20 protein-coding genes and 2 tRNA genes are annotated in these 26420 nt (G+C 62.0%); 5 read left to right on the top strand and 17 right to left on the bottom strand.

The window, feature by feature from the left end:
- Positions 1-64 precede the first annotated feature (64 nt).
- Genes LVD10_RS15135 through LVD10_RS15125 form a run of 3 tightly spaced genes read right to left on the bottom strand, consistent with a single transcriptional unit; the run spans position 65 to position 1884 of the window.
- Complete coding sequence (locus LVD10_RS15135; protein WP_232940711.1) at positions 65-607, bottom strand: hypothetical protein; 543 nt, start codon at positions 605-607, stop codon at positions 65-67.
- Between the two features lie 36 nt (positions 608-643).
- Positions 644-1306 carry an anti-sigma factor gene (locus tag LVD10_RS15130; protein ID WP_237064174.1) on the bottom strand — a complete coding sequence of 221 codons (663 nt, stop codon included), beginning with the start codon at positions 1304-1306 and terminating at the stop codon, positions 644-646.
- A gap of 20 nt (positions 1307-1326) precedes the next feature.
- Positions 1327-1884 carry an RNA polymerase sigma factor gene (locus LVD10_RS15125; protein WP_232940709.1) on the bottom strand — a complete coding sequence of 186 codons (558 nt, stop codon included), beginning with the start codon at positions 1882-1884 and terminating at the stop codon, positions 1327-1329.
- Between the two features lie 493 nt (positions 1885-2377).
- Between LVD10_RS15125 and LVD10_RS15120 the strand changes: the two genes are divergently transcribed.
- Positions 2378-3085: a 2OG-Fe(II) oxygenase gene (locus LVD10_RS15120; RefSeq protein ID WP_232940708.1), complete on the top strand. Its 708-nt coding sequence runs from the start codon at positions 2378-2380 to the stop codon at positions 3083-3085.
- 472 nt (positions 3086-3557) lie between these two features.
- Entirely contained in the window at positions 3558-3764 is a 207-nt protein-coding gene (locus LVD10_RS15115; protein WP_237064173.1) for a hypothetical protein, read from the top strand.
- Between the two features lie 187 nt (positions 3765-3951).
- Here LVD10_RS15115 and LVD10_RS15110 read toward each other — a convergent pair whose 3' ends face one another.
- From LVD10_RS15110 to rnr, 6 genes are all read right to left on the bottom strand, one after another.
- The gene (locus LVD10_RS15110; RefSeq protein ID WP_237064172.1) at positions 3952-5265 is read right to left on the bottom strand and encodes a hypothetical protein; all 1314 of its coding nucleotides are present in this window, start codon (positions 5263-5265) and stop codon (positions 3952-3954) included.
- A 90-nt stretch (positions 5266-5355) separates the two neighbouring features.
- A complete protein-coding gene (locus LVD10_RS15105; RefSeq protein ID WP_237064171.1) occupies positions 5356-5928 on the bottom strand; it encodes a hypothetical protein in 573 nt (190 codons plus the stop codon).
- Between the two features lie 36 nt (positions 5929-5964).
- Complete coding sequence (locus LVD10_RS15100) at positions 5965-6558, bottom strand: hypothetical protein (RefSeq protein WP_237064170.1); 594 nt, start codon at positions 6556-6558, stop codon at positions 5965-5967.
- Between the two features lie 18 nt (positions 6559-6576).
- Positions 6577-7146, bottom strand: a complete 570-nt coding sequence (locus LVD10_RS15095) for an RNA polymerase sigma factor (protein WP_232940703.1) — start codon at positions 7144-7146, stop codon at positions 6577-6579.
- Positions 7147-7468: 322 nt separating this feature from the next.
- Positions 7469-8224: a 23S rRNA (guanosine(2251)-2'-O)-methyltransferase RlmB gene (gene rlmB / locus LVD10_RS15090; protein ID WP_232940702.1), complete on the bottom strand. Its 756-nt coding sequence runs from the start codon at positions 8222-8224 to the stop codon at positions 7469-7471.
- 47 nt (positions 8225-8271) lie between these two features.
- Positions 8272-11076 carry a ribonuclease R gene (rnr, locus tag LVD10_RS15085; protein ID WP_370636649.1) on the bottom strand — a complete coding sequence of 935 codons (2805 nt, stop codon included), beginning with the start codon at positions 11074-11076 and terminating at the stop codon, positions 8272-8274.
- Positions 11077-11301: 225 nt separating this feature from the next.
- On the opposite strand from rnr, the gene LVD10_RS15080 reads away from it, so the two are divergent.
- Both LVD10_RS15080 and LVD10_RS15075 read left to right on the top strand, forming a co-directional pair.
- A tRNA-Leu gene (locus LVD10_RS15080) sits at positions 11302-11388 on the top strand.
- A gap of 166 nt (positions 11389-11554) precedes the next feature.
- Positions 11555-11641: transfer RNA gene (locus LVD10_RS15075), tRNA-Leu, on the top strand.
- A 65-nt stretch (positions 11642-11706) separates the two neighbouring features.
- Here the strand turns inward: LVD10_RS15075 and ppc are convergent.
- From ppc to LVD10_RS15050, 5 genes are all read right to left on the bottom strand, one after another.
- Positions 11707-14370, bottom strand: a complete 2664-nt coding sequence (gene ppc, locus LVD10_RS15070; protein ID WP_237064168.1) for a phosphoenolpyruvate carboxylase — start codon at positions 14368-14370, stop codon at positions 11707-11709.
- A gap of 426 nt (positions 14371-14796) precedes the next feature.
- Entirely contained in the window at positions 14797-19101 is a 4305-nt protein-coding gene (locus LVD10_RS15065; protein ID WP_237064166.1) for a hypothetical protein, read from the bottom strand.
- Positions 19102-19402: 301 nt separating this feature from the next.
- Positions 19403-19834, bottom strand: a complete 432-nt coding sequence (locus LVD10_RS15060; protein WP_232940698.1) for a YqaA family protein — start codon at positions 19832-19834, stop codon at positions 19403-19405.
- Positions 19831-20496, bottom strand: a complete 666-nt coding sequence (locus LVD10_RS15055; protein WP_237064164.1) for a gamma-glutamyl-gamma-aminobutyrate hydrolase family protein — start codon at positions 20494-20496, stop codon at positions 19831-19833. Before LVD10_RS15055 ends, LVD10_RS15060 begins: the two co-directional genes overlap by 4 nt.
- The gene (locus LVD10_RS15050; protein ID WP_237064162.1) at positions 20469-21455 is read right to left on the bottom strand and encodes an amidoligase family protein; all 987 of its coding nucleotides are present in this window, start codon (positions 21453-21455) and stop codon (positions 20469-20471) included. The genes LVD10_RS15055 and LVD10_RS15050 overlap by 28 nt, the downstream gene beginning before the upstream one ends.
- A 294-nt stretch (positions 21456-21749) precedes the next feature.
- On the opposite strand from LVD10_RS15050, the gene LVD10_RS15045 reads away from it, so the two are divergent.
- On the top strand, positions 21750-22766 hold the full coding sequence (locus tag LVD10_RS15045) for a succinylglutamate desuccinylase/aspartoacylase family protein (protein WP_232940695.1): 1017 nt from the start codon (positions 21750-21752) through the stop codon (positions 22764-22766).
- A gap of 67 nt (positions 22767-22833) precedes the next feature.
- Here LVD10_RS15045 and LVD10_RS15040 read toward each other — a convergent pair whose 3' ends face one another.
- From LVD10_RS15040 to LVD10_RS15030, 3 genes are all read right to left on the bottom strand, one after another.
- Positions 22834-24063: a lytic murein transglycosylase gene (locus LVD10_RS15040; protein ID WP_232940694.1), complete on the bottom strand. Its 1230-nt coding sequence runs from the start codon at positions 24061-24063 to the stop codon at positions 22834-22836.
- Positions 24064-24195: 132 nt separating this feature from the next.
- On the bottom strand, positions 24196-24864 hold the full coding sequence (gene trhA, locus LVD10_RS15035; protein ID WP_232940693.1) for a PAQR family membrane homeostasis protein TrhA: 669 nt from the start codon (positions 24862-24864) through the stop codon (positions 24196-24198).
- A gap of 225 nt (positions 24865-25089) precedes the next feature.
- The gene (locus LVD10_RS15030) at positions 25090-26412 is read right to left on the bottom strand and encodes an adenylosuccinate synthase (RefSeq protein ID WP_232940692.1); all 1323 of its coding nucleotides are present in this window, start codon (positions 26410-26412) and stop codon (positions 25090-25092) included.
- Between the last annotated feature and the right edge of the window lie 8 nt (positions 26413-26420).

Raw genomic sequence — 26420 nt, 5'->3', positions numbered from 1 at the left:
TTTATATACACAAAAAGGCCGGGCATTCCTGCCCAGCCTGAAACCACATTTTTCCTTGCGCGAATCACCCGCCCGATGGCGTGTCGACCTCGGGGGTTTCTATATCCGGCCTGTTATCCAGCACTTCGTTTAACCTGTCCAGCACATCCTCAGGCAGGTTCTCAATCACATCGTCCGGGATATTCTCCAGGATTTCCTCAGCGGACCCCCCACCGGAGAGCGCATTATTAATAGCCTCACGAGCGGCCTCATTGGCATTGGCTGCCGCTTCGGCCAGTGCTGCTTCCGCATTCATGGCCGCTTCTTCAGCAGCCTCTACATCCCCGGCCACCTCTTCCAGCTCCTGGTCATCACCGCCCAGTTCGCCACTGCGTGCCGCCTCGGCCACCGCCAGGCCACCTTCCTGGATCGCCATGCGGGCAACATCACTGATCGCCTCCGGCAGCTCGATATTGTTGACAGCGTCTGCGGCGCTCTCGTTTGCCTCGACCACGGTTACTTCAATATCGAGGTCGTCATTATCGGCCTCTTCCTGTCCGAGCGCTGGTAGTGCAACCTGGGACGACAGGAATACGGCTGCAATCAGCAAGTTCTTATAAGCTTTCATTGTCCACCTCATCGTGGTTCGCTTTTCAACTTCTCTCTATATCTTTTGCATTCCCTGTGCATCCTGCCCCTGCAAGACGGCACCATTACCGCCGGGGACCGGTACCCGGAATTCCCGGCGGGCACCGTCGTGCTCTATCTCGATCAGAATCACATCATTTTCGCGATCATTACGCTGGCGTATCGGAAGTGTCAGCCGGTTGGCCCCGGCCTTCAGGTCCGTGCGCCACTGCAGGTCGCGCTGGTTCTCGAATCCGTCCACTTCCAGGTGCTCAGGCATTACCACCCGGATTTTTGCACCTGCCAGGTCCCGCCCACTCTTCAGGGCAAGTGTTACCGGCATCACCCCTGGGCTCACGGTTCCCGCCAGCTGCCCAACCGGCTCCGCTGGAGTCGGCGCCTGCCGGGGCAGGGCCAGGAAGATCGCCAGCAGCAGGCTCGCGGCAGTGGCCAGTTTCCAGCCGACAGCATTCGCCCCCTGCGGCACCCCGCGCGACTGGCTGATCGCAGTGCGCAGAACACGACTCTCGAAGCCTGCCTCCGGCTCGGGAGCCGGCATGGTACGCAGCAGGCGAGCGACCCGCAGGTCCTCGGCATATTCCCGGCAATCATGACAGCGACGCAGGTGTGTCAGCAGATCCGGCTCATTTTCGGGCTTGAGCTGTTCAAGCTGCTGCTGTGCCTGTCTGCAATGCATCATCATTCGCTCCCGTTTGTCCCTTAACACGACTCGGCAACGGTTTTGGTTCCCGTTTCCAGCGCCAAACGCAATTTTTTTCGTGCACGGTGCAATCGCGATTTCACCGTGCCCACACTCAGGTCGAGGATTTCGGCCACTTCCAGCACCGCATAACCCTCTACATCGTGAAGCAGAACCACATCCCGCCAGCCGCTGTCGATCGAGGACAGGGCCCGGTTGAGTTCGCGCTGCAGGATCAACCTCTCCAGCTGCTCACTCTCTACGGTGAGCCGCTCGTCAAACAGTGCATCATCCCCGGAGGGCTCGACACTATCGTCAATGGGGGAGTTGGCATTGCGACGATAGAGGTCGACAAAGCGCCGATACAGCACCCGGACCAGCCAGGGGCCCAGCTTGTCCACCCTCTCCAGCTCGTCGACTCTCGGAAACAGGCGGGTGAGGATGTCCTGCACCAGGTCCTCAGCCTCGTCGTTATTCTGTGTCCAGCGGTAGGCCATGCGATGCAGGAGGCGCAGGTGCGGGCGCACCAGGGCGGTAAACCGGTCTTCCGGTCTTTTTGGCCAGCGTAAAAACGTCATCGGGCTTACCCGTTCCCCCTAGAAATCGCACACAGACTGCTTGTGCATCCTACACGTGTCAGACAGGGAAAAGGTTCCCGGGCAGGAGCAATTATTTTCCCAACGCCCCACAGGCTTCGCCCAAACAGGCGTTCCGCACAGTTTCGCTGCAATGAAAAACCATTAACTGCCGGCAAGGAGAAACAGGGATCTCAAAGACAGGCATATAACGCGATCACGATTGCGCAAGCCATTGACTGGCTTCGACCCGCACCCGCCAGAAGAATTCCCCCGGCAACACTCGTGGGGCAAATGCCCGCACAGTGATGACAATGGGCACCGGGGACTGCAGCACTGGTGACCGGGACGGCAACCCGCGCCTGGTCCCCGGCCATTGTCACGATCTCCACCGCTTTCCTGTCCCCGCACTACATGCGAATATTCCGTAGCGGCACTGCAGGCCTTGCACTGCGGGCGCCACGATCACAAGAATAACTACAGAGAGGCGGTTTTCATGGATTCCCTGGTCGCAATGTTTGAAGATGCGGTTCCGGCAGAAGTATGCGATCACCTGATACAGCGCTTCGACAGCGCACCGGACAAGCAGGCGGGCCGCATCGGCTCCGGTGTGGACAAGAGCAAGAAAAACAGCTCTGACCTGTATATCTCCAGCATGGAGTCCTGGCGGGAGGAGTGCACCTCCGTCAACCAGGTGGTGCTGCGCGCACTGATGGCCTATTGCCGGCGCTACCCGCATATGCTTACCGGCGCCCTCTCCCCGACCATCTACGATGACAGCCTGCAGGCGCCACGGAACCTGGCCAGCGACGATATCGCGCAGCTTCCCGATGAGCAGCTGCGGATGCTGGTCTCCGGGATCTTCCACTTCGACGGCATCAATTTCCAGCACTACCGCCAATCCACCGGCGGGTTCCGTCACTGGCACTCGGAACACTACCCGCACCCCACCGATCCCGGGCAGAAATCCCTGCACCGGGTGCTGTTCTGGCTTCTTTACCTGAATGATGTGGAGGAGGGGGGCGAGACCGAGTTCATTTACCAGGATATTCGCCTGAAGCCGCGGCGGGGTAGCCTGGTACTGTCACCCTGCGGTTTCACCCATACCCATCGGGGCAATGTACCCACCTCCGGTGACAAGTATGTGCTCACCTCATGGGTGATGTACCGCCCGGCGGCCGAGCTCTATGGCACCCGGCAGTAAGCGGCGGCCTGTTGCCGCCCCCCCCCAGGCACTTGCGCAGGTAACCCAACAGGGAATGCGATGCTGGCAGGAACACCCGCGCATACACACCCTCCAGGTCCGGGGGGATAGAACAACTGGTTCACGCGGTAGCTCACACGGCCCTGCGGGTGAAACAGGTGCAGCATCTTGAAATCCACTACCTCACTGAGGTTGGTGGCGGTCACTGGGCAGTCGAGCCCCCTTCCTCCAGTTCCGGCTCGCATAACAGCGTAGGCAGAGGCGGGATCACTGCAGATGCTGGCGTTACTGGCGTTACTGGCGTTACTGGCGAAGGTGCCATCCTTATTCAGGCAACCGGTAGTATTACCCACGCAGGTTACGCAGACCGTATCGCACCATTCCCGGGTAAACCCCCGTGCGCCGGCCGGAAGTGACATGGCCAGGGTTCTCATCACTGCGGCAGGTCACAAGCGAAAGCACGGCAAATCCAATGGCGGCAAATTTTGGCGCAGCAATAATCTTGCTTACCTTTTTGGCCCGGCATGACCGCGACCCAACCAACAAAGCAGGCAAAAACCAGGGAAGCAATAATTTAAGACTCACAAAGGCAAAAGAGAGGCAATTCGGTCAGGTATTGAAGATTGAGGGGCCACTCGAAGAAAAATATATTTTCTATCGGGCTTCGCCCCCTGAATAAGGGAAAGTGCGAAGCATAAATAGATTACCAACGAACATGAAACTGTAATTAAAAATGGCGGCTTCACGGCATAGACAAGGGAGAGGTCTACAGGATTCGATGAAGCCGCCGGAAAAGCACCTCTGGCCAGGGCGTGACGGGCAGGGAAAACATGCAGCTCTACCCTCCCCGGCCGATTCCGCCGGGATCAGAAAATATAACTGACCCCCAGGCTGAACTCGGTTTTATCGAATGTATAGATATCCCGGTTTTCACGGTTATCGATATTGAGCACCTTACCATCGAGGCTGAATCTCGGGCTCAGCCGGTAGCGCGTCTCGACCCAGGACTTTATTCGATCAGACTCACGCTGATACCGCACGACAGAGCCGTCATCACCGGTCAACTGGTTGGTGCCGTCATATACACTCTGGCGAAACTCCATCCCGGCGGAAACACTCCAGCGCAGTGTCAGCGGCCATTCCAGCTCAGCGCCCAGCGAGTTGCGGGCCGGCGAGTAGCTGTAATAATCCCGGGCCTCCCGCTCCAGGTCGGCACGGTCGTTACTGTCGTACTGGTAGAATGCCAGCAACTCTCCCGCCAGCAGCGGACGGCGCCACTTTAACGCCACCCGCTGACGCCAGCCGTCCAGGTATTCGTAGCCCTCCCCGCCCAGGTAATAACCCGGCAGGTAAGACAGTGACAGACTACCCAGACCGAACTCCCTCACAAGCCTGCCCACAAGATTGAGCTGGCGGGAAACCTGGTCGCCACCAAGGTAGATAAACTCGCCGGCCACCCCCAATTCCGTGTCCCAGCCCCACCAGCGCCGATCCCGGGACAGGGCTGCGCTCACGCTGTTGAGATTCAGGTTCTCCAGCTCCCGGTAGCGGCGACTGAACGCGTATCCATGCAAGCGCCAGCCATCCACCGGGCTACCGTGCAGACGGTACTGCCCCCAGGCAAAAAGCTCTGTGAAACTGTCTTCCCCTGTTTCCACATCGGCGAGCAGGTCATTTTGCAATGCGTAGGCGTTGTCGTCATAGCCGGCGGAAAGACTGACGAGACCCAACCACTGGCGGGACAGGGCCCCGCGCTCTTCTGCAGCCAGGGCGTTGAGCCGGCTCGTGGCGAGCTTGCGCAGTTTTGCCGAATCCGTAGTCTGCGTCACCTGTCGGTAATGCTTTGCTGCCAGCAGTGGCCGGTCACGCTTTTCCGCTGTAAGCGCCAGGTTGTAGCGTGCCAGGTCGCGCCATTGCGGGTCGTTGAGGAGCTGGTAGAAGTAGGTACCGGCCTCCCGGTATCGCCCCAGCTTTACAAGAGTGACGCCCATGTTGTATTTCAATCGCGGACTATCCTGTCCACGTGCCTCCAGCGACGAAAAAGCGGTGAGCGCACGCTGGTAGTCCCCGGTCTTGAACGCTTTCACACCGTCACCGAACTCTACTGCAGCCACGGACTGTGATACCGCACTCAGTGCAGCCATCAGTGCCAGGCCTCTCAGGTATTCCTTTACCTTCACTTTGCTTACCCCATTGTTCCCTATCAGTATTACCAGTTACAGTCCCGGCACGGGGCACTTCCCCGCGCCAGGCACACATATACTCCACTGTCAGGTTTCGGGGGTATCAGTGGTGGTCCCTTTCGCCTCCTCGATCAGGGTGTTGATATCAGCAGGCATCTGCTCGCGCACATCCTCCGGCAGGCTATTGAGAATATCCTGCATCATCTGGTCGATAATGCCCTCGACTTCCGCACCGGTGAGGCCGTTTTTAACCGCTTCCTCGATCGCCTCGCGGGCGGCCTCAGCGGCCAGCTGTGCGTCGGCTACTGCAGCATTGGCAGCGGCGGTATTACTTGCGGCCATCTCGCGGCTGCGCTCCAGGGCCTCGGCAAATCGCGCCTGTGTCTCGGGATCGAGACTGGCCTGGTCTTCACCGGATGACTCCCCTGCCCGGGCCGCTTCCATCGCCGCCAAGATGGCTGCCATCTGCTGCTCCGCCACTTCCCGCAACTCCGGTGGCAATTCAATGCTGTTCAGCACATCCTGTGCATCCTGTGCGTCCTCGACAACCGACATGGTGACATCCAGGTCGGCCTGGCTTTCAACTTCCTGGGCATGGGCTGGCAATGCCAGGCAGGCGCCAGTGGCCAGCCCCAGGACGAGTAGATTTTTCCGTAACATCTTCCTTTACCTCTTCTGGAAAAAAACAACCTGCTTTCAGGTTTTGGTGATGGACGCACCGCCGCCATCCGGTGGCGACGGGATTGAAATTTCCAGCGCCTTGCGCGCGCCGCCATGCTCTATTTCCACCTGGACAGTCCCGCCGCTGATACCCTCCTGCACCAGAAGCGGCAGGGACAGCCGGTTGCCACCGGCAGGAATATCCGCCTGCCACTGCAGGGTATCGACGTCGCGGTACCCCTCCAGCACAGCACCGGCCGGCAAGGTCACACGGATGATTGCGCCCCGCAGCTGGCGCGGGCTATCCAGCACCACATGCACTGTATGCGGAGTTTGCCCAACCGGAGCCCATGCCTGGCCCGCCATCGGCGACCGTTCCCGCAGTGCGCCCTGGGAGAAAACCAGGGTGAGCAACATGATGGCGGCAGCTGCCACCGGCCAGCGCGTCGGCTGGAAAAACCAGGCCGGACGCTTATTTCGGGCTTGCTGCGAATCCAGTACCGCACGGAGTACCCGGCGCTCGTAACCGGCGTCCGGCTGCGGGACTGGCATATCCCGGAGAGCGCCAATTAACTCATTGTCGGCCAGTTGCGCGGGGGTGGGATGATTCACTGTGTGCCTCGATCGCATGAGCTGCTCCTATGCTCACTAACACGCTTCAGAAATCTGAAGGGTTCCGGGGGAGAGACTTTTTTTAAGCTTGGCGCGGGCGCGATGCAGGCGGGACTTCACAGTCCCCACACTGATATCCATGATGTCCGCCACCTCGATTGTGGTGTAGCCCTCCATATCGTGCAGTAACACGATATCGCGCCATTCATCGTCCAGCTCCTGCAGGGCCCTCTGCAATGCGCGCTGCATTTCAGTACGCCTGAGATCTTCACCGCCATCACCGGGCAATCGACTCTCCTGATCCGTGTCATCCAGCGACTGGCTGGGATCAATGGGTGATGCGCAGCGGCGGCGGTAAAGATCGACAAAGCGCCGGTAGAGCACCCGTACCAGCCAGGGTCCCAGCCGCTCGACGCTTTCCAGCTCTGCCGTTCTCGGCAACAGCCGCACCAGCACGTCCTGCACCAGGTCTTCGGCCTCGTGAGCATTCAAGGTCCACCGGTAAGCCATGCGGTACATTCGGCGCAGGTGGGGCGAGACCAGGGACACAAACCGGTCTTCCGGTGAGCGCGGGGCATGGAAAAAACGCGTCAGCCAGGTATTCAAACCACTACTCCCGATTGGCTGGAACTTGGGGTAATGCCGGCCCAATGCGGAAGTCCCCGGAGGGGAGGCATACTGCTGAGGCGGCCTGTCGCTGTTACACGAGCGGGCGGGACAGAGGGTTCCGGAAAATTCTGCCGCGGGGAAAATTTAGCAGGAGGAGGGTGTATTCTGACGCAACGCCTGAACCCAGGCGTCGATTACCGCCGGATTTTGCGAGAGGTTTCAATTGCCTGGCGAAAAAAGGCTTGCCGGCCACTATCGCAACCGGCACAGCTTTCAGCAATGGGATAACGCAATGGCGGCGGGACCGCTATTCCGGGGTTCAGCTGGCGCGCTGGCGCACCGCCTCGAACAGGCAGACACCAGTGGCAACGGAGACGTTGAGGCTGCTCACCTCTCCAGCCATGGGAATGCGAATCAGGTGGTCGCAGTGCTCCCGGGTCAGGCGACGCAGGCCCGAGCCCTCCGCACCCATGGCGAGGGCGACACCACCCGTGAGACTGGCAGCAAACACATCCTGCTCGGCCTCGCCGGCGGCGCCGAAAATCCATACCCCCGCCTGCTGCAGTTGCTGCATGGTGCGCGCCAGGTTGGTGACTGTCACCAGCGGCAGGACTTCGGCTGCGCCACAGGCAACCTTGCGCGCAGTCGGTGTTAGACCGGCGGACTTGTCCTTGGGCACAATCACCGCGTGTACCCCCGCGGCCTCGGCGGAGCGCAGGCAGGCGCCCAGGTTATGGGGATCGGTTACGCCGTCGAGGATCAGCAGGAAAGGCGCCTCGGATTTCTGGTCGAGCGTTTCCAGCAGCTCCTTGAGGAACCGTTCATCGTAGACTTTCGCGGCCCCCGCACATACGGCCACCACGCCCTGGTGGTTGCCATCGTCTCCCACCTTTTCATCCAGGGCCCGACGGTCCACATAGCGCAGGGCAATATCATTTTTCTCCGCCTGGCGGACCAGCTTTTGCAGCTTCTGGTCCCGCCGCCCACGGAGTAGCAGCAGTTCCTGTACCTGCTGGGGAGAGCTTTTCAGGAGAGCCTGCACTGCGTGCAGGCCATAGACGATCTCTGTGGCCATAAATCCAATTCAACTGGTTGGGTCAACGGGAACCTGCACGTGCCTGGCTACTTTTTCTTCTTGCCCTTGGCGGCGACATGCTTCTTGCGGACTTTCTTCTTGCCCTTGCCGTTACCGGCCTTGGCGGCTTTCTGCGCCGCCTTGCGTGCGGCCACTGCGGGGCGCTTGCCTCCCTTGCGGGGAGGGGTCCGGCGCGGACCGCGCCGGCGGGGCGCCTCTTCCCCCTGTTCACCACCGGCAGGGGCGGATTCCCCTGTGGCCGGGGTCGCTGCAACCGGTTCGGTCTCAGCGGATCCCACCTTGCGCTTACGGAATGGCGTTTCGCCCGGGGGGGTTTCCGGGCGCTTCTTCCAGGGGCTACCGGCGGCACGGCCGGCTTTTTTTGCAGCATCCCGTTCCGGGCCCTTGGCGCCACCCGAGCCATTGCGTCGGCCCCGCTCTTGCTGGTGTTCAACCGCCATCTCCATGGCGCGCGGGCTGACTCGGGTCTCTTTCTCTTTGCCTCCGCTCTCTTTACCCCCGCTTCCTTTACGCGGGCGCTTGCGCTTGGGGCTCGTCAACAGCTCTTCCAGGGTGAAATCCACCTTGCGCTCTTCCAGGTCCACCCGTGCCACCTGCACGGTTACCGAATCGCCCAGGTGGTAGCGGGTACCACTGCGCTCACCCACCAGGCGCTGGTGCGCCTGCTCGAAGTGGTAGTAGTCCTTGGGCAGCGCGGTGACATGTATCAGCCCCTCCACATACAGCTGGTCCAGTTCCACGAACAGGCCGAAGCCGGTGACCGCACTGATCACCCCGGGATAGACCTCACCCACGTGGTCCTGCAGGTATTCACACTTGAGCCAGCTGACCACATCGCGGGTGGCGTCGTCGGCCCGGCGCTCGGTCATCGAGCAGTGCTCACCCAGCTGGACCATGGCGGGCATGTCGTAGGGAATGATCTTTTCCCGGGGAATGGCTTCAGCACCCGGCACCGGGTGAACCTTTTTGGCCACCGCCGCCGGGTTGGCGCTGCCATTGCGAATCAGCCAGCGCAGTTCGCGATGCAGCAGCAGGTCCGGGTAGCGCCGGATCGGCGAAGTGAAATGGGCATAGGCCTCATAGTCCAGGCCGAAATGCCCGCGATTCTCGGGCTGGTACACCGCCTGGTTCATGGAGCGCAGCATCATCATCTGGATGATGTGGGCGTCGGCACGCCCCTCCACCTGCTCCATCAACACCTGGAAATCCATCGGCTGTGGCTCTGCCCCGCCTGGCAGGCGCAGCCCCAGCTCACCCAGGTACTCCCGCAGGTTGGTGAGCTTTTCCTCCTTGGGGGTATCGTGCACACGGAAGAGTGAAGGCAGTTCCGACAGTTCCGCCAGCTTGGCGGCACAGACGTTGGCCGCCAGCATGCACTCTTCGATCAACTTATGGGCGTCGTTGCGCTGCACCGGCACGATACGCTCGATCTTGCGCTGCTGGTCGAACAGGATCCGGGTTTCGGTGGTCTCGAAATCGATCGCGCCGCGCCGGTCCCGCGCGCCCCGCAGTGCCCGGTAGAGGTCGTGCAGGTTATCCAGGTGCGGAGTGAGCGCGGCAAACTGCTTGCGCAGGCCACTGTCGCGGCTGTCGCGCTCCTCGATCATCTGCCCCACCTGGGTATAGGTCAGGCGCGCATGACTTCGCATCACGCCCTCGAAGAAGCGGAAATCACGGATCTCCCCGCGCTGGTCAATCTGCATTTCGCAGACCATGCACAGGCGATCAACCTCCGGATTCAGGGAACAGAGGCCGTTGGACAGTTTCTCCGGCAGCATGGGCAGCACGAAATCGGGGAAATACACCGAGTTGCCGCGACTATGTGCCTCCTCGTCCAGGGCACTGCCCGGGTGCACATAATGGGACACGTCGGCGATGGCCACCAGCAGCTTCCAGCTGTTGTCCGGCATCAACTCGCAGAACACGGCGTCATCGAAATCGCGGGCATCCTCGCCATCGATGGTCACCAGCGGCAGCTGGCGCAGGTCGACCCGCGCCTTTTTGTCCGCTTCCCCCACCTCATCGGCGATGGCATCCACCTCTTTCTGCACCGCTGCCGGCCAGGTATGGGGCAGGCCGTAATTGCGGATGGCGACATCGATCTCCATCCCCGGCGCCAGGTGGTCGCCCAGCACTTCCGCCACCTCGCCCTGGGGCAGGCTGTCGCGGCTGGGCTGGGTGACGATATCCACCACCACGTACTGGCCGTGCGCCGCACCGGCCACCTTGTCCGCCGCCACCATGATGTCCTGGTTGATGCGCGGGTTGTCCGGGCGCACGAAACAGATGCCATTTTCCTGATAAAGGCGACCTGCCAGCTGCCGGGTATTGTGCTTGAGCACCCGGACCACCGCCGCCTCGCGCTTGCCGCGGAAGCCACCGGGGGTCTCGCGTACCAGCACCTCGTCCCCGTCGAATACCTTGCGCATCTGCCGGTGGGACAGGAACAGGTCGTCGCCACCGTCACGGGGCGAGACAAAGCCAAAGCCGTCGCGATGGCCGATCACACGCCCGCGCACCAGGTGCATCTTGTCCAGCACACCGAAATCCCCGGCGCGGTTACTGGCAATCTGCCCGTCCCGGGACATGGCGATCAGGCGCCGGCGCACGCCCTCGCGGCGATCCTCATCGTGGATATCCAGCAGTTCCGCCACCGCCTCCCAGGACACCGGCTCATGCTGTTGCTCCAGCAGCTGCAGCAGGTATTCGCGACTGGGCACCGGCTTGTCGTATTTCTCCGCCTCGCGCTGGGCGTGGGGATCGGCGTCGGTATGGTTTGTAGGTTTGTCTCGTGTCAAAACATCGTCCGTTGTTGGGGAACCGCGGCTCATCCACGGTCGCCGGGATCATCCGGCGGAGTCTGCAGGCGGCGGGGAATTGAGAATATGGCCGGGAACCGGCCGGTCGGTGTTGCCGCTCATTGCTGGCAGTATAAGCGATTTCCCCGCGTTTCCCGACCATACCAGAAAAAGTTGAATTAAACGCAAAAAAGGCCGTTGACACCCTGCGGCCAAATCTCTATAGTTCGCGACCTCAACGGCACACGCCGCTGAATTGCCCAGGTGGCGGAATTGGTAGACGCGCTAGCTTCAGGTGCTAGTGACCGCAAGGTCGTGGAAGTTCAAGTCTTCTCCTGGGCACCAATTCCGAAAAGGCCGACTCGCGAGAGTCGGCCTTTTTTCGTTGGGGCGCCCTGCCCCCTGTCCTACGCCGCACTAACGATTCGGGTCGCACCGGTCACAGTCGGCGATTGACACGCCCCGGAAATTCTTTATATTGCGCACCCTCGACGGCGCACACCGTCGAATTGCCCAGGTGGCGGAATTGGTAGACGCGCTAGCTTCAGGTGCTAGTGACCGCAAGGTCGTGGAAGTTCAAGTCTTCTCCTGGGCACCAATTCCAAAAAAGGCCGACTCTCGCGAGTCGGCCTTTTTTATTTCTGCCCCACCCGGCGGCGGGCATCAGCCGGTATTGCGCATCCCCGCGGCGATGCCGGCAATGGTGACCATCAACGCGCTCTCCAGCACCGGGTCGGTATCGCGCTCGCGCAGCCGCGCCATCAGCTCCGCCTGCAGCAGGTGTAGCGGATCCGTATAGGGGTCGCGCACGCGAATCGACCAGCGCATGACCGGGTTGTTGTCGAGCAGGCTCTCATGGCCGGTCAGTTCATGCAGTGCCGATACCGTGTGAGCCAGCCGCTCACGCAGCAGGCCACCGAGGCGAACCAGTTCAGCGTCGCCGGTGAGCCGCTCCTCGTACCATGACGCCACCCGGGTGTCGGATTTCGCCAGCACCATCTCCAGCATATCCACCGCGGTCTGGAAAAACGGCCACTCCCCGCTCATGGTGCGCAGGGTGGCGGCGCCCTCCTCGCTCTGCAGGGCACTCTCCAGCGCCGCGCCGGTGCCCAGCCACGCGGGCAGCATCAGCCGGATCTGGGTCCACGCAAACACCCAGGGAATTGCCCGCAGGGTCTCGACCCCACCGCCGGGCTTGCGCCGTGCCGGCCGGCTGCCCAGGGCCAGGCGGCTGAGCTCGGTTTCCGGCGTGACGGTGCGCAGGTAACCCACCAGCGCCGGATCGTCGCGCACCACTTCGCGATAGCTGTTGACCGATACCTCGGTGAGCCGGTCCATGGCCGCGCGCCACTCGGGGCGCGGCTCCGCCGGGGGCAAGAGGGTGGCCTCCAGGGTGGCGGCCACGTACTGCTCCAGGTTGTAGGCGGCCACGGACGGCCGCCCGTACTTGAAGCGGATCATCTCGCCCTGCTCGGTGACCCGGATACGGCCGGCGACCGACCCCGGCGGCTGCGACAACAGCGCCATGCGGGTGGGCGAGCCACCGCGGGAAATGGAGCCACCGCGACCGTGGAACAGGGTGAGCGGGATACCGTGCTCGCGGAAAATTGCCGTGAGTCCCTCCTGTGCGCGGAACTGGGCCCAGGCCGCGCCCAGGAAGCCGGCATCCTTGGCGGAATCGGAGTAACCGATCATCACTTCCTGGCCCTTCGCCACACGCTGCCGGTAAGACGGAATCTCCAGCAGCGCGCTCATGATATCGCCGGCGTTGTTGAGGTCATCGAGGGTCTCGAACAGCGGCACCACCCGCATGGGTTCCTGCACACCGGCAATCTTCTGCAGCAGCATTACCGCCAGCACATCGGACGAGGCCCGGGCCATGGAAATCACGTAGGCACCCAGCCCCTCCGGTCCCTGCTCTGCAATCACGCCACAGGTCTCCAGCACCTGGCGTACCTCGTCATCACAGAACTCGCTCTGGTAGAAGGCGCTGTCGACCAGCGGCCGGCGATTCTCCAGTTCCGCCAGCAGGAAGCGCTGCCGGGTCGGCTCGTCCCAGTCCCCGTAACTGCCGAGGCCCAGGTAGCGGGTGATGGCATCGAGTGCGTCGCTGTGGCGGGTGGACTCCTGGCGGATATCCAGGCGCAGCAGGGTGATGCCGAAACAGTTTAGCCGGCGCAGGGTATCCTTCAGCTGGCCATCAGCGATGGCGGACAGCCCTACCTCGCGCAGGGAGCGATCAATCAGGCGCAGCTCGCCGGCCAGCTGTGCGCCGCTGGTGTAACCCTCTCCCGCCGGCTCTGGTTTGCCGTTGACCCGCGCTTCCATCTGCTCGCGGGTCAACTGCAGCTGGTCGCGAACCTGTCGCAACAGTAACCGGTAGGGTTCATGACTGGGCCCGGTGCGCGCCAGCAACTCATCACTGGCGCGATGCATGGACAGGTCAGCCAGCAGGTTTTCCACATCGCGCAGGTACAGGTCCGCGGCCATCCAGCGGGCCAGTTGCAGCACCCGGCGGGTAACAGCGGCAGTCACATTGGGATTGCCATCGCGGTCACCGCCCATCCAGGAGGCAAAGCGGATCGGCACCCAGTCTGCCGGTAGCGGGTCCAGGCCCGCCAGCTCCAGCTCCGCCTCGATTTCGCGCATGACTGCCGGCACCGCTCGCCACAGGGACTGTTCGATAGTGGCGAACCCCCACTTGGCCTCATCCACCGGCGTCGGGCGCTCACGGCGAATCTCGTCGGTGCTCCAGGCGGACAGGATCTGTTCGCGCAGGTGGCGGCGCAGGTGCTCCGCCTCCTCCTCGGTGAGGTCGGGCCGGTCCCGGTCGGTGAGCAGGTCGGCAATCCGGTCGTACTTGCGAATCAGGGTGCGGCGGGTGACCTCAGTAGGATGTGCAGTAAGCACCAACTCCACAGACAACTGGTCCAGCACCGAGCGCACCTTAGCCTTGTCGACACCGGCTTTTTTCAGCTCGGCAAGTACCTGTCGCAGGCCCTGGTCGGTGTCCGGGTCTCCCGGAAAACGCTGGTGATGCCGGTGCAGGCGCTCGCGATGGCGCTGCTCGGCAATATTGGCCAGGTTGAGGAACTGGCTGAACGCCCGCGCTACCTCCAGCAGGGTGTCATCGTCCAGCGGGTCCAGCAGTTTGCGCAGGCGCCCCGCCTGCATCTCACCCTGGCCACGGCTCTCCACCGCCGCCTGGCGTATGGTTTCCACGGTTTCGAAGAGCGGTTCGCCGGCCTGCTCACGCAGAACCGATCCGAGCTCCTCGCCAAGCAGGCGGACATCCTCTCGCAACGGTGCGTTCTGGTCCTGATTCACGAATCATTATCTCCCTGGCAGAAATTTGGCGTTATGTTCGCATATTTCCGCCTGTCGGTTGCCGGGTTGCGCGACAAGCCGGACCACTGGCGGCACGAGTGGCGCAACAGGACCCCAGAATGAAAAGGGGCGACGCAATAACTTCGGCGCCCGCAGTGCGCCGCGCGGAGACTGCGTGCTTTTTACCTGGTGCGGGCAACCAGTATTCCGGCCGCGGGCCTGTATAGTAGTAGTTCAGTTCGGAAGCAGGCAGCTGCAGCTGGCCAGCCGACTGGGATAGAGTCGCCAATAATGGGACCAGCCCGGTTGCTCGACAAAGCCACGCCAAGGCATCGCATTCCGCCTGTTGAAGCTTCTTACGAACCTGCCAGCAAAATCCGCGATCAACCCCTGCCGAGAGAGTCCTGCCCGAAGTGTGTACGGTGGCTAGCGCAGGTTCTCATGAATCATCCGCGCGCTGCCAACCAGGCTGCCAATGCTACCCAGCAATCCCATCACTGTGGCCACTATCAGGTAAATCGAGTTCCCCGAGCTGATGGCGATTGCCCCAACCAGCAGCAGGATCACCAGCGTCACCGGCAACCGGTAAGTGAGCCAGGCGCCCTGGTGACCGCTCTCCAGCAACTGGCGCATGGACTCCAGATCCTCGGCGTTCAGGACAAAGTAGGCAAAGCTGTTGTTCACGATCTGCACGCGGCCGTTTTCGATGCGCACCAGGCCCTGTATCGCCAGCTGTTCAAGTACCTGGGTGTTTGCGGGATTGATGCGCTTGCCGCGCGCAAGGTAGTACAGGGCCAGCTTCTCTTCACTTGAGCAGGCTTCCCACTGGTAGCGGAAACGGGCGCCGGCCTTTAGCAGGATACACAGGATCGAAGCCCACTCCGGCCCGGTCTTGTGCCGGTCCAGCAGGGTGCGCCAGCCCTGTCGCAGGCGACCGCTTGACCCGCGCGCGTGCTCGGCAAGTTCAGGGATCAGGTAGCGCAGCAACCGGCCACCCCGGCACTCCTCAATCACAAAAGCCGGATCTGCGCGCTCCACCAGCGCCTGCGGCAAGTCGACGGTAAAGTCCATCAGCAACTCGGCCCAGGCTGCCCGCTCCTGCGCATCGGGCCAGCTGCGTCCGGGCGCCGGCGCATGGGCATTGAGCAACAAGGTCTCGAAGCACTGGCTCTCCAGGCACAGGCGCAGTTCCGACAAACGTCCTGACAGCTGCATGGACTTTAACTGCCGGACCAACTGCAGCAACCGCGCGCGCCCCGGCGGGGTAGCGAGGCAGGTCTCGATATTTTCCAGGCAGATTGCTGGCGCCTTGCCGGCGACCGGTGCTCCGCCCCGGGAACCCATCCCATTGAGCCGGACACGCACCTCGGGAAACTGCTCTTCATCCTCACTGCTGGTACGCAGCGCCGGGCAGTGGGCCAGCAGCAGGTCCAGTACCGGCGTGGCGGGACCATTGTCCTGGCCGGCCCGGTGCACCAGCATATCCAGGCCGATACCCGTGACTTCCTTATCACACAAATCCACAACCAGTCCTGGTGCCGGCCGAACGCCGCGCAGGCGCCCGCCCGGTCCTGAGAGCTGCTTCAGGTGCACAAGGAAATCCGGCGTACCAAACATCCTGGGAGTAATAACACGCCGGTAGAACATCAGCCAGAGACGGCAGATCACCAGGAATACCAGCACCTGCAGGACAATATACAACGCCATGTGGCCAGCCAGCTGTAATGTGCCGTCACCAGCAGGGCTGGCATCGGGGAGTTCTGCCTGCCCACCGCCAGGGCTGTCGACTTTCCCAACATCGTCGCAAGGATCGGGCGCGTGGCCTGCCCGCCAGCGACCGTCATTGGTCCATCCGAGCACATAGCGTCGAAGCCAGTTCGCCACCCCAGTGGTGGCTGTGAGCTGGCTAAAGGTGCCGATTTCTGCCGGCAGCCGATGCCGCTGGTTCGAAGGCTTGCCGTCGCGGGTGCAGGCCAGCGCCGTCCGCCAGCGCGGGCTGATCGGTAACAGGTCCAGCGGATCAGCAGCAAATCGCTTGATAGTATTGGGGTAACGGGTCAGCGCGATCGTTTCCAGTTCGGCCAGCTCCTGGTTGAGACGTGCCGGGTAGAGCTTGCTGGAAAAGTACCAGTGCATCGCCGAAACCGGTGTATTTCCGACACGCTGCAGCTGGCCAATAATCGCCAGGCCAAACAGGAAATACAGCGTCAGCAGGACCAGCAGCCCGCGGTCCGGTGCCAGCCCTGCATCACCACCGGAGACGCGCCGCATGTGGAAATAGCGACAGCACCCCCAGGCCAGCACCAGCAACAGTGCGATAACGGGCGCCCATACCGGGGCCGCCGTCGATACAGGGCCCTCGCCGAGCTCCCCCTGTATCACCGAGCCCATGCGGAAACCCAGGTAGAGGCTGGCAATCAGGATTGAAGTAAACAAAAGTGTGTTATGGCGGTTGATCGCCAGCGGGATACCCAGCCGCGCTTTGGGATCCCCAAAAATGGCGGGCAGTGCGTATAGCAGTGCGGTCACCAGCAGCAGCGAAAGTCCCATCCCCGCCGTCATCGACAGGAAGAAATTCGTCATCAGGCTGTCGGTACCATCGTCGGGAATAAACGCCACAGCCACCCATTGCTCCAGCGGCAACCGCCCGGCAATAAAATCACCCGAGATGCCGCGGTAAAACCCGGGCACCGCCCGGTTGCGATACAGGCCCGAGCGAATCACCTGACTGATTGCTACCGTTCCCTGCCCCGAGTGAAACAGGTTCTCCACCATGGTCCGTCGGTGATCCATATGAAACAGGACGTCACCTGTGGAGCGATCCACCACCATCAACACCAGGTCCTGCAATTTTTGCGGCTCGTGCCACTCATTGAGCGTCATCGAGGGCAACAGGATATCGGACCCGAGGATATAGTCGCCGGGCGGCCAGTCGGCACCATCTGCCGCCCCTACCCCTTCTTTAGCCAGCGGCATACCGACCGTGGTGCCGCGAGTTCCGCTGCTGAAGTTCAACAGGCGCTGGATATAAAAATTGTGGATACTGCGGGTATCCCCTTCGTCGATGCCATGCTCCGGGTCGGCGCAAGTGGCCCAGCATCCACTGACCGGCGCAGGCCCGCTACCGCGCGCGAAAACCCCGTGCCAGCCTGTACCCGCGCGCACTTCGCGAAAATAATCCCGGTGCCCAAGTGGATAACTGATCGGCGTTTTGTTGCTTTCGACAAACTGGAAGGTCGGCAACACCCGGTCGCCGCTCTGGTTCATCAGGAAGACATTGATCAACTTGGGTCCGCGTTGTGCAGCCATCTGGCTGCTATCGAACCTCTCGCCGACCTCGCCTGGCGTGACAAGTCGCGCACCACAACCAAACAGGTAAACCTGAGAAAACGGAAGCAGCCCCTCAGAACGCTTGTCGGTGATACTGCGTGCAACCGCAACCTCATCAGGACTGAGGGTCCACTCCTTTTCAGCTTCCTCGGGTCGTTCATAGCCGCTCCCGTCTCCTAGGGTCACTGCCTCAACCTGGCGGCAATTAACATTCCCCCCTGGCAGCACCAGTAACCCGGGATCCCGTAGCTCGCCCGCAGCGCCGGGCGTGCCTTCAGGTTTCGTGCCTGCCTCTGGGTGAACCCCGGATGACAACAGCCGGGCATAATAGGTGTGGAAGCTCTCCAGGTCGCGGAACAGCCAGTAGAGCTCGCTCTCCAGGCGCGCGGAGGTCTCCTGTAACAATTCCCTTGCGTTGGCCTGTTTGCGGGCGACCTCTGCGGCGCGCTCACCCCAGGCGAGCCACAGGGCCACAACCATAATGAAAACAACAAAAGTACCCGCAAAGGTGGCGCAGTAAAAAAACGTACCCAGCGGTTCGTTGCGGGACATCATCACCAGCCGCGCGACGGTCCAGCAGGAAGCCAGGAACATGATTGAGAGCAGCAGCAGGCTGAGATTCCAGCGCTTGTCCTCCTTCAGGTCCAGCAACCGGTCGGGCAGCACCCCTATCAGGTACAGGTGGTCTGATGGCGCGAACCCCTCCCCATTCTCTCCATCGCTCCGCGGAATCAGTAAATCGACTCCCGAGCGCAGGCGGTATGGCTGGATATATACCCGCGACGCCCCGGAACTCAGTACCATATCCACGTAATAGCTGTGCCCTGGCAACTCTTTCCTTTCGTCGATCTCGGGGCCCTCTTTCTTCGAGACCAATCCCAGCCAGCTCTGTCCTCCCTGCGCCTGGATTTCACGACTGATCGCGCGCGTATCGATGATCGAAAGACCTGAGGCCCCGCCAGTGCTGCCGAGAACCCTGCCACCCGCATCGGCGAGCAGGTAGAGGACAAAGTCGCCGCCCGGATCAGGAAGCACATCACTGATGGAAACCTCGTAACCCCTGCCGGAACCGAGACAGCCGATGACATGGCTTCCCTTCAGGGTAAAGACGGAATCGTGGGCCTTCTGCTCCCCTTTTCGCACTACTTCCCTGACCCCGAGGCAATCCGCGTCAGAGGCCGGTTTATACGTCGGGAAAATAGAAACTATCTTGACGTCGCTCTCGCCCCACCAGTTTACGTTGTAGAGCTGCTCAAGGCGTGTATCCAGTTCTGCGGCGACTTCCTGCAGGGTGCGGAAGTAGTAGGTATTGGTAAAGACCTCCTGCTGCTCCTGGTAGCGGATGTAAAAGTAGAGCGATGCCAGCGACGCCAGGGCCAGTAATATCAGCCACCCACGCACCTGCCGCTTACTCGCGGCTCCGCCGTTTGTCTCACTTTGCTTGTCCGCCGCCATGTCCCCAGCCCGACAAGAGAGGGTAATCCCAGGATCCCAGGCCTGTCACAGCGAACGCCCGGGCACATCTACACAATAGTTGGTATGCAGTCCCAGCCTAGTCCAGCGCCCCGGGCCCCGCTAGCGCCTGCTGCGGTGACAGCGTCCGGTACAAAGCAATACGGGAAGAGACAATGGTGAAGGGTGCCCTGCCCCGGCAGGGCACCGGGGGCTTAAGCGATTATTTTCGACTAGTGCCGCTACGGAACTACCAGGCCGACCATTGCTGCAGGTACACCACAGAGATATAGCGCAAACATTTGCCGATCCCCACCAGCAGTACGAATAGCCACAGGCGCACGCGCATGATGCCGGCGATCAGGGTGAGGGCATCACCGCCCACCGGCATCCAGGCCAGCAAAAGGGACCAGAAACCATAGCGCTGGAACCACTCCTGGGCACGGCTGATCTGCTTGCGGGAGAAATAAAACCAGCGCCGGTCCTGGAAATGCAGCAGGTAGCGCCCCAGCACCCAGTTCACCACGGCACCGAGGGTGTTCCCCAGTGTTGCCACCGCCACCAGCAGTGCCGGGTCACCACCTTCCCGCAACAGCGCGAACAGTACCACCTCAGAGTAAAAAGGCAGGATGGTCGCGGCGAGAAAAGCAGAGGAGAAAAGGATCAGGTACTCGACTATCACCCGGCACATCTCCGCAACCAGCGAAACAGCCCGAACTGGGAGGGCAGGTAGAACAGGTACTCAGGGTGCCACTGGACACCGATGATGGGCTGCCCCGAGGCACTCTCCACGGCCTGGGTGAAATGGTCGAGGTCCTCACCGACGATTCGCAGGCCCCGGCCCAGCCGGTTGATTGCCTGGTGGTGCAGGCTGTTGACCCGTAACTTTTTGCGTGAGGCCAGGCGCGACAATGCCGATCCCTCTGTGAGGAACACCTGCTTGGTGGGCAGCAGCCCGGGACGGTTGTAGGTTTTCCGCCGCAATGGCCGGATATCCAGGTGCAGGTCGCCACCGAGCACCACATTGATCAGCTGGGCGCCGCGACAGATACCCAGCAGTGGCAGGCCATGCTTGAGGGCATATTCAATCCAGTGAATTTCCAGCAGGTCGCGCTCGGGGTCGGATTTCACTTTTTCCCGCAGGTCCCCGTGATAGTGTTCCGGGCTGATATCGTCGCCACCACCAATGACCAGCCCCTGCAGGGGGCGGCCCGTGGGCTTATGGCGGACGCTGATACGCTCCGGTGTCGCGCCCGCCAGTCGCAGCGCAGCGGCCGTACACCACCAGCCCGGCGACCAGCGGCTGGCCGTGCCGGTTACACCAATCCGTGGTCGCTCAGCCATACCGACATAAACTCAGTCCAGTTTCCACGGTTCACGCCCAGCAGGGGCTGGCTCCGCGCCAGGTATGCCTCGCCCAGTTCTGCCAGCCATTCCGGTCGCGCTGCCAGGGCCTCTACCACGCACCAGGTATTCCAGCTGGAGGCCAGCGACCAGCCCGGCTTTTCAATCTGGCAGTTGGGCAGGCGGTAGTGAAAAGCCGGGCGCGGCTTGATGCGGGGGTCGTCCACGGCCCGGCGCACACGCGCCTCGTCAATTTCCGCCAGCAGTGGCAACAGGTCCAGGGCGCGGTTGCGAGTCGCATTGTGCTGCAGGTAATCGCGGAAGACGTTGTCCAGGGTGGGTTTTTCCCGCTCCAGCAACAGGCGGATATAGGTTTCCGGGTAGAGGTCAATATAGGGACTGACACGCCGGGCGATATCCACCCGATGTGCCTGCACCAGCCACCACTGCAGCAGGGCGAATGCGCGCAGGTAAGCGTCGAGCGTCTCGGCATTCAGTTGCGGGATTTCGGCATTGATATGCACCCCGTAAGCGGCGATCAGCGAATCCTCGGTACCCCTCGCACCGGCCTCGCGCAATGCCGGGGCCAGCGGCTCCAGATCCTTTAGCCGATCGAGGGGCAATGGCGGGCAGACCACCTCAATCGGGACCACCAGGGACGCCGCCTGGCTGAGCAACTCCAGCCAGCCGTCGCCACCCTCCTCGGCCCCCGCTTCGGCGGCCTCGCGCTTGAGGAAGTCCCAGTCGATTTCGATGTTGAAGCGGCCCAGCTCGTTGTGCAGCGACAGCTCGGCCACGGAATCGGAGTGTAATTCCCCACCCAGCGCCGACTGTACCGCTTCACCGGCCTGCTTCAGCGTCACACCGGAGAACTCGAGCTCAAAACCCACCCGGCGGCGCTCGCCGGATTTGGTGTCGAGCAACGGCGGCATGGCAAAACCGGATTCTTTAATAGCCACGGTTATTCCCCCAGGCAAATTTCCAATCGTTGCGCCAGATTGCCTACCCTAACACGGACGGCAATCCGCTGCCGGCGGCTGCCCCGATCATACACCTGTCACCTGTTCGCAAAACTGCGGTTACCGCGTGCCCAAAGGCTGCCACCACCAGCCCCTGTCACCGGTACTTCTGTCCCGCGGAATAGCCCTGTCGGAAGGATGACTCCCGGCCTGCCAGGCGCAGAAATCATGGCCATCGCTTTCCCGACCCTATTGCACCTACAATGAGTGCCAGCAGCAGCCAGGAAGGGAGCAATGGCAGAAAAGTTTTCTATTGGCGGTGTCGAGGTTGCCCGGGGGGAAACCCGCCGCATCGAACTGCCGATTGTCCGGCTTTATACCGGCACAGACATGGCGATCCCGGTTTACGTCAAGCGCGGCAAGAAACCGGGTCCAACCATGTTCGTCTGTGCCGCCATTCACGGCGATGAACTGAACGGTATCGAAATCATCAGCCGCCTTATTGGCAGTCGCAGCCTCAAGAACCTGCGCGGCACCCTGATCGCGGTACCGGTAGTCAATGTGTATGGGGTTCTGGAGCAGTCCCGCTACCTGCCGGACCGGCGCGACCTGAACCGCTCCTTCCCCGGTTCCGACAAGGGTTCACTGGCTGCGCGTATGGCCCATGTGTTCCTGGAGGAAATTGTCTCCAAGTGCGACTACGGTATCGACCTGCATACCGGCGCCATCCACCGCAGCAACCTGCCGCAGATTCGCGCCAACCTCGACGACCAGCCCACCCGTGACATGGCCCGCGCCTTCGGTGTGCCCGTGCTGCTGAACAGCACCCTGCGCGACGGCTCCCTGCGCCAGGCGGCAGCCGACCTGGGCGTGCGTATCCTGCTCTACGAGGCCGGCGAGGCCCTGCGTTTTGACGAGTTCTGCGTACGGGCGGGCCACAAGGGCATCATCAATGTCATGCGTCACCTGGAGATGCTGCCGCGAGTGAAGAAAAAGGGCAATATCGAACCCTTTGTGGCCAGGCGCAGTGGCTGGTTGCGGGCCACCGGCAGCGGCATAGTTAACTATCGCAAGGACCTGGGTGACCATGTACTGAAAGGTGAGGCACTGGCTTCCATCTCCGACCTGTTCGGCGAGGAGATCGACCGGGTACCCTGTAATGCCGATGGCATTGTGATCGGGCGCCAGAACCTCCCGCTGGTGCAGGAAGGCGATGCCATGTTCCATATTGCCTACTTCCATGAACCCCAGGAAGTGGCCGAGAACCTGGAACTGTTACAGGACAGCCTGCTGCCGGATGAGAACTTTTAAGCGGCCCTGAAACAACAGTGCCGGGCTGAAGCCCGGCCCTGTTTGGATTAAACAGGGGTTTTCACTATTACTGGCGCTCGCGCAGGGCTTCCAGCACCTCCTTGCTCGGGTAGCCCTGGACCTCAACACCGATCTCCTTCTCAAACTGCTGCACCGCCTTGCGGGTCCCCGAGCCGGCCTTGCCGTCGATCTCACCCTCGTAATAGCCGCGGGCCTTCAGCAGTTTTTGCATTTCCTCCACCTGGGCCGGGTCCAGCGGGGTAAACGGGCGCGGCCAGTCCTTGACCAGTCCCTTGCCGCCGCCGATCTGGTCCGCCAGCAGGCCCACCGCCGTGGCATAGCGATCGGAGTTGTTATAGCGCTTGAGCACAAAGAAGTTTTTCAGCATCAGGAAAGCCGGGCCCTCGCGACCGGCGGGAAGCTTCAATTCGGCAATATCATCCGGGCGCGGGAACGGCTTGCCATTGACCCGCTTGACGCCGAGCTGCTCCCACTTGCGCAGCGGCAGCTTACCGGCAGGCAGCTTGCGCTCGGGGATCGTCACCTCATAACCCCAGGTCTCCCCGCGGCGCCAGCCGTTACTGGAGAGCAGGCTGGCGGCCGTGGCCAGGGCATCCGGTACGGAGTTCCAGATGTCGCGCTTGCCATCGCCGTCGATATCCACCGCATAGGCCTGGTAGCTGGTGGGGATAAACTGGGTATGCCCCATGGCGCCGGCCCAGGAACCCACCAGGTGCTTCTCGTCGACGTCGCCACTCTCGAGGATTTTCAGCGCCGCCAGCAGCTGCTGGCGACCGAACTTGCTGCGCTTGGGATCCGCATAGGCCAGGGTTGCCAGCGACCGCACCACATTGCGGATTACCCTGTCATTATCGAGGATGGCACCGAAGCTCGATTCAATCGACCAGATCGCCAGCAGGATATTGGGATTGACCCCATAGCGCTGTTTTATCTTGTCCAGCCAGGGTTGCAGCTCTTCTTTCTTGGCACGGCCCATGCGGATCGCGCGCTTCTGCACCCGGTTGTCAAAGTACTGCCACACCGGCGCCTTGAACTCCGGCTGGTAGCTGGCCTTGTCCAGTACCCACTGATCCGGAGAATCAATGCCCTCAAAGGCGCGATCGAACACTTCCGGGGAAATACCGTTATTCAGGGCGGTCTGGCGAAATTCCTTCACCCATTGCTGGAAGCCCGCATCAGCGGCCAACAGTGGTGTGGAGAAAACCAGGCACAGGGCAAGCCCCGCACGGGTGAGCCATTGGGACAGTGCGGGCCGCAATACGGGCAGACTGGACATGCAAACTCCTTCGACAGTCAGTGCTCGCCATAGGGTAGAGCCGGCGACGGCAAACTGAAAGTCGAATCGTGTAGAGCGTGACGCCGGTCAAGCACTGGCGCCAACCCCGTCGTCACCCACGGCCCGCCGGAATCAGGGGATAACGTAAATCAGCACGGCAAAGAAATGCAGGATACCGCCGGCCAGTACGAACAGGTGCCAGATGGCATGGTGAAAGCGCAGGCTGCGCCAGAGGTAGAAGGCGATACCCCCGGTATAACAGAGGCCGCCGATCAGCAGCAGCCACAGGCCACCGGGTGCCAGGTTATCCAGCAGTGGCTTGGCCGCCACCACCACCACCCACCCCATCAGGGCACTGAGGGTAATCGACAGGGCACGCACCTTTTTCAGCGGCGTAAACTGGATCACCAGCCCCGCCAGGGCAAGCCCCCAGATAATCCCGAACAGCCACCAGCCCCAGGAGCCCGCGGGCGAGGAAGCCTCGCGCAGGGTAACCAGGGTAAAAGGCGTGTAGCTGCCGGCGATCAGCAGGAAGATGGAGGCATGGTCAATGGTGCGCAGGACGCCCTTGGCGCGTTCGTGGGTGACACTGTGATAGAGGGTCGAGGCACCGAAACAGAGAATCAGCGTGGCAGCGTAGATGCTGCAGCTGACAATATGCCAGGCATCCCCATAGACCGCGGCGAACCCGCACAGTATGCCCAGCCCGGCAATGGCGAGCAGTGCGCCGATGCCGTGGGTGACGCTGTTGGCGATTTCCTCGGCGAGACTGTAGCGCGAGACGGCGGTGCTGGATGACATGGACTACCCCGGAAAATCATGAGTCTGGAGTATGGCACAGGAATGTGACCAAATTCTGAAAACGGGTTCCATCATCAACAGAGATGGGGAGGAAAGCAAGGGCCATGACGGACCGGCTGTTCACAATACAGGCAGGAGGAATTGGTCAACGTGAGCCCCCGGCCGGGGGCTCCGGCAACGCGACCGGGCAGGCTCCCGGCCGCGCTGGCTATCGATCCCGGCGGCTCAGACGCTGGGGTTGTGGATACCCATCTCGCACAGGGCCGAGGTTTCACGCACGATGGTCTCGCTGCGATCCGGGCCGGTGGAGACGATGTCGATCGGCGCACCCACCAGTTCCTCGATACGGGCAATATAGGCACGCGCATTGGCGGGCAGGTCAGCCTCGCGGCGGACGCCAAAGGTGGTATCACTCCAGCCGGGCAGGCTCTCATATACCGGCTCGACTCCCTCCCAGCCAGCGGCGTCGAAGGGTACCGGCACTTCCTCACCGGCGCTGTTGCGGTAGCCGGTGCAGATCTTCACCTCGTCCAGGCCATCGAGCACATCCAGCTTGGTCAGGCACAGGCCGGAAATACTGTTGATACGGATGGCATGGCGCACCGCCACGGCGTCGAACCAGCCGGTGCGACGCTGGCGCCCGGTGGTGGCGCCAAACTCGTGGCCCTTCTCGCCCAGGTGGCGGCCGACGTCGCAGCCCAGCTCGGTGGGGAAAGGACCGCCGCCGACGCGGGTGGTATAGGCCTTGGTGATACCCAGTACATAGTCCAGGTAGAGCGGGCCGAAACCGGAGCCGGTGGCGGTGCCCCCGGCGGTGGTGTTGGATGAGGTCACGAACGGATAGGTACCGTGGTCGATATCCAGCAGGGAGCCCTGGGCCCCCTCAAACAGGATGTGCTCACCGCGCTCGCGGGCGCAGTGCAGCCAGTCGGCCACGTCGGTGATCATCGGCACCAGCTGGTCGCGCCACACCTTCGCCTCCGCCACCATGTCGTCATAACTGACCGGGTCCACCTTGTAATACTGCGTCAGGGCAAAGTTGTGGTATTCCAGCAGTTCTTTCAGCTGTTCGCAGAAGTAATCCCAGTTGCACAGGTCGCCCAGGCGCAGGCCGCGGCGGGCCACCTTGTCCTCATAGGCCGGGCCGATGCCGCGCCCGGTGGTACCGATGGGGTTATCGCCGCGTGCCTTTTCCCGGGCCTGGTCGAGGGCCACATGCACCGGCAGGATCAGCGGGCAGGCCGGGGACAGGCGCAGGCGCTCACGCACCGGCACGCTCTTGTCCTCCAGCTCGGCCATTTCCTTCAGCAATGCTTCCGGCGACAGCACAACGCCGTTGCCGATCAGGCAGGTGACACTGGGGCGCAGGATGCCCGAGGGAATCAGGTGCAGGACGGTTTTTTCACCGTCGATGACCAGGGTGTGGCCGGCGTTGTGCCCGCCCTGGAAGCGGACCACCAGGGAGACCTTTTCGGTCAGCAGGTCGACGATCTTGCCCTTGCCCTCGTCGCCCCACTGGGTGCCCAGCACTACTACGTTCTTACCCATTTGCCTAA

The sequence above is a fragment of the Microbulbifer zhoushanensis genome, from assembly GCF_021729055.1.
GTDB lineage: Bacteria > Pseudomonadota > Gammaproteobacteria > Pseudomonadales > Cellvibrionaceae > Microbulbifer > Microbulbifer zhoushanensis.
Note: the sequence above shows the minus strand (reverse complement) of the source record. Positions and strands in the feature narration are given on the sequence as shown.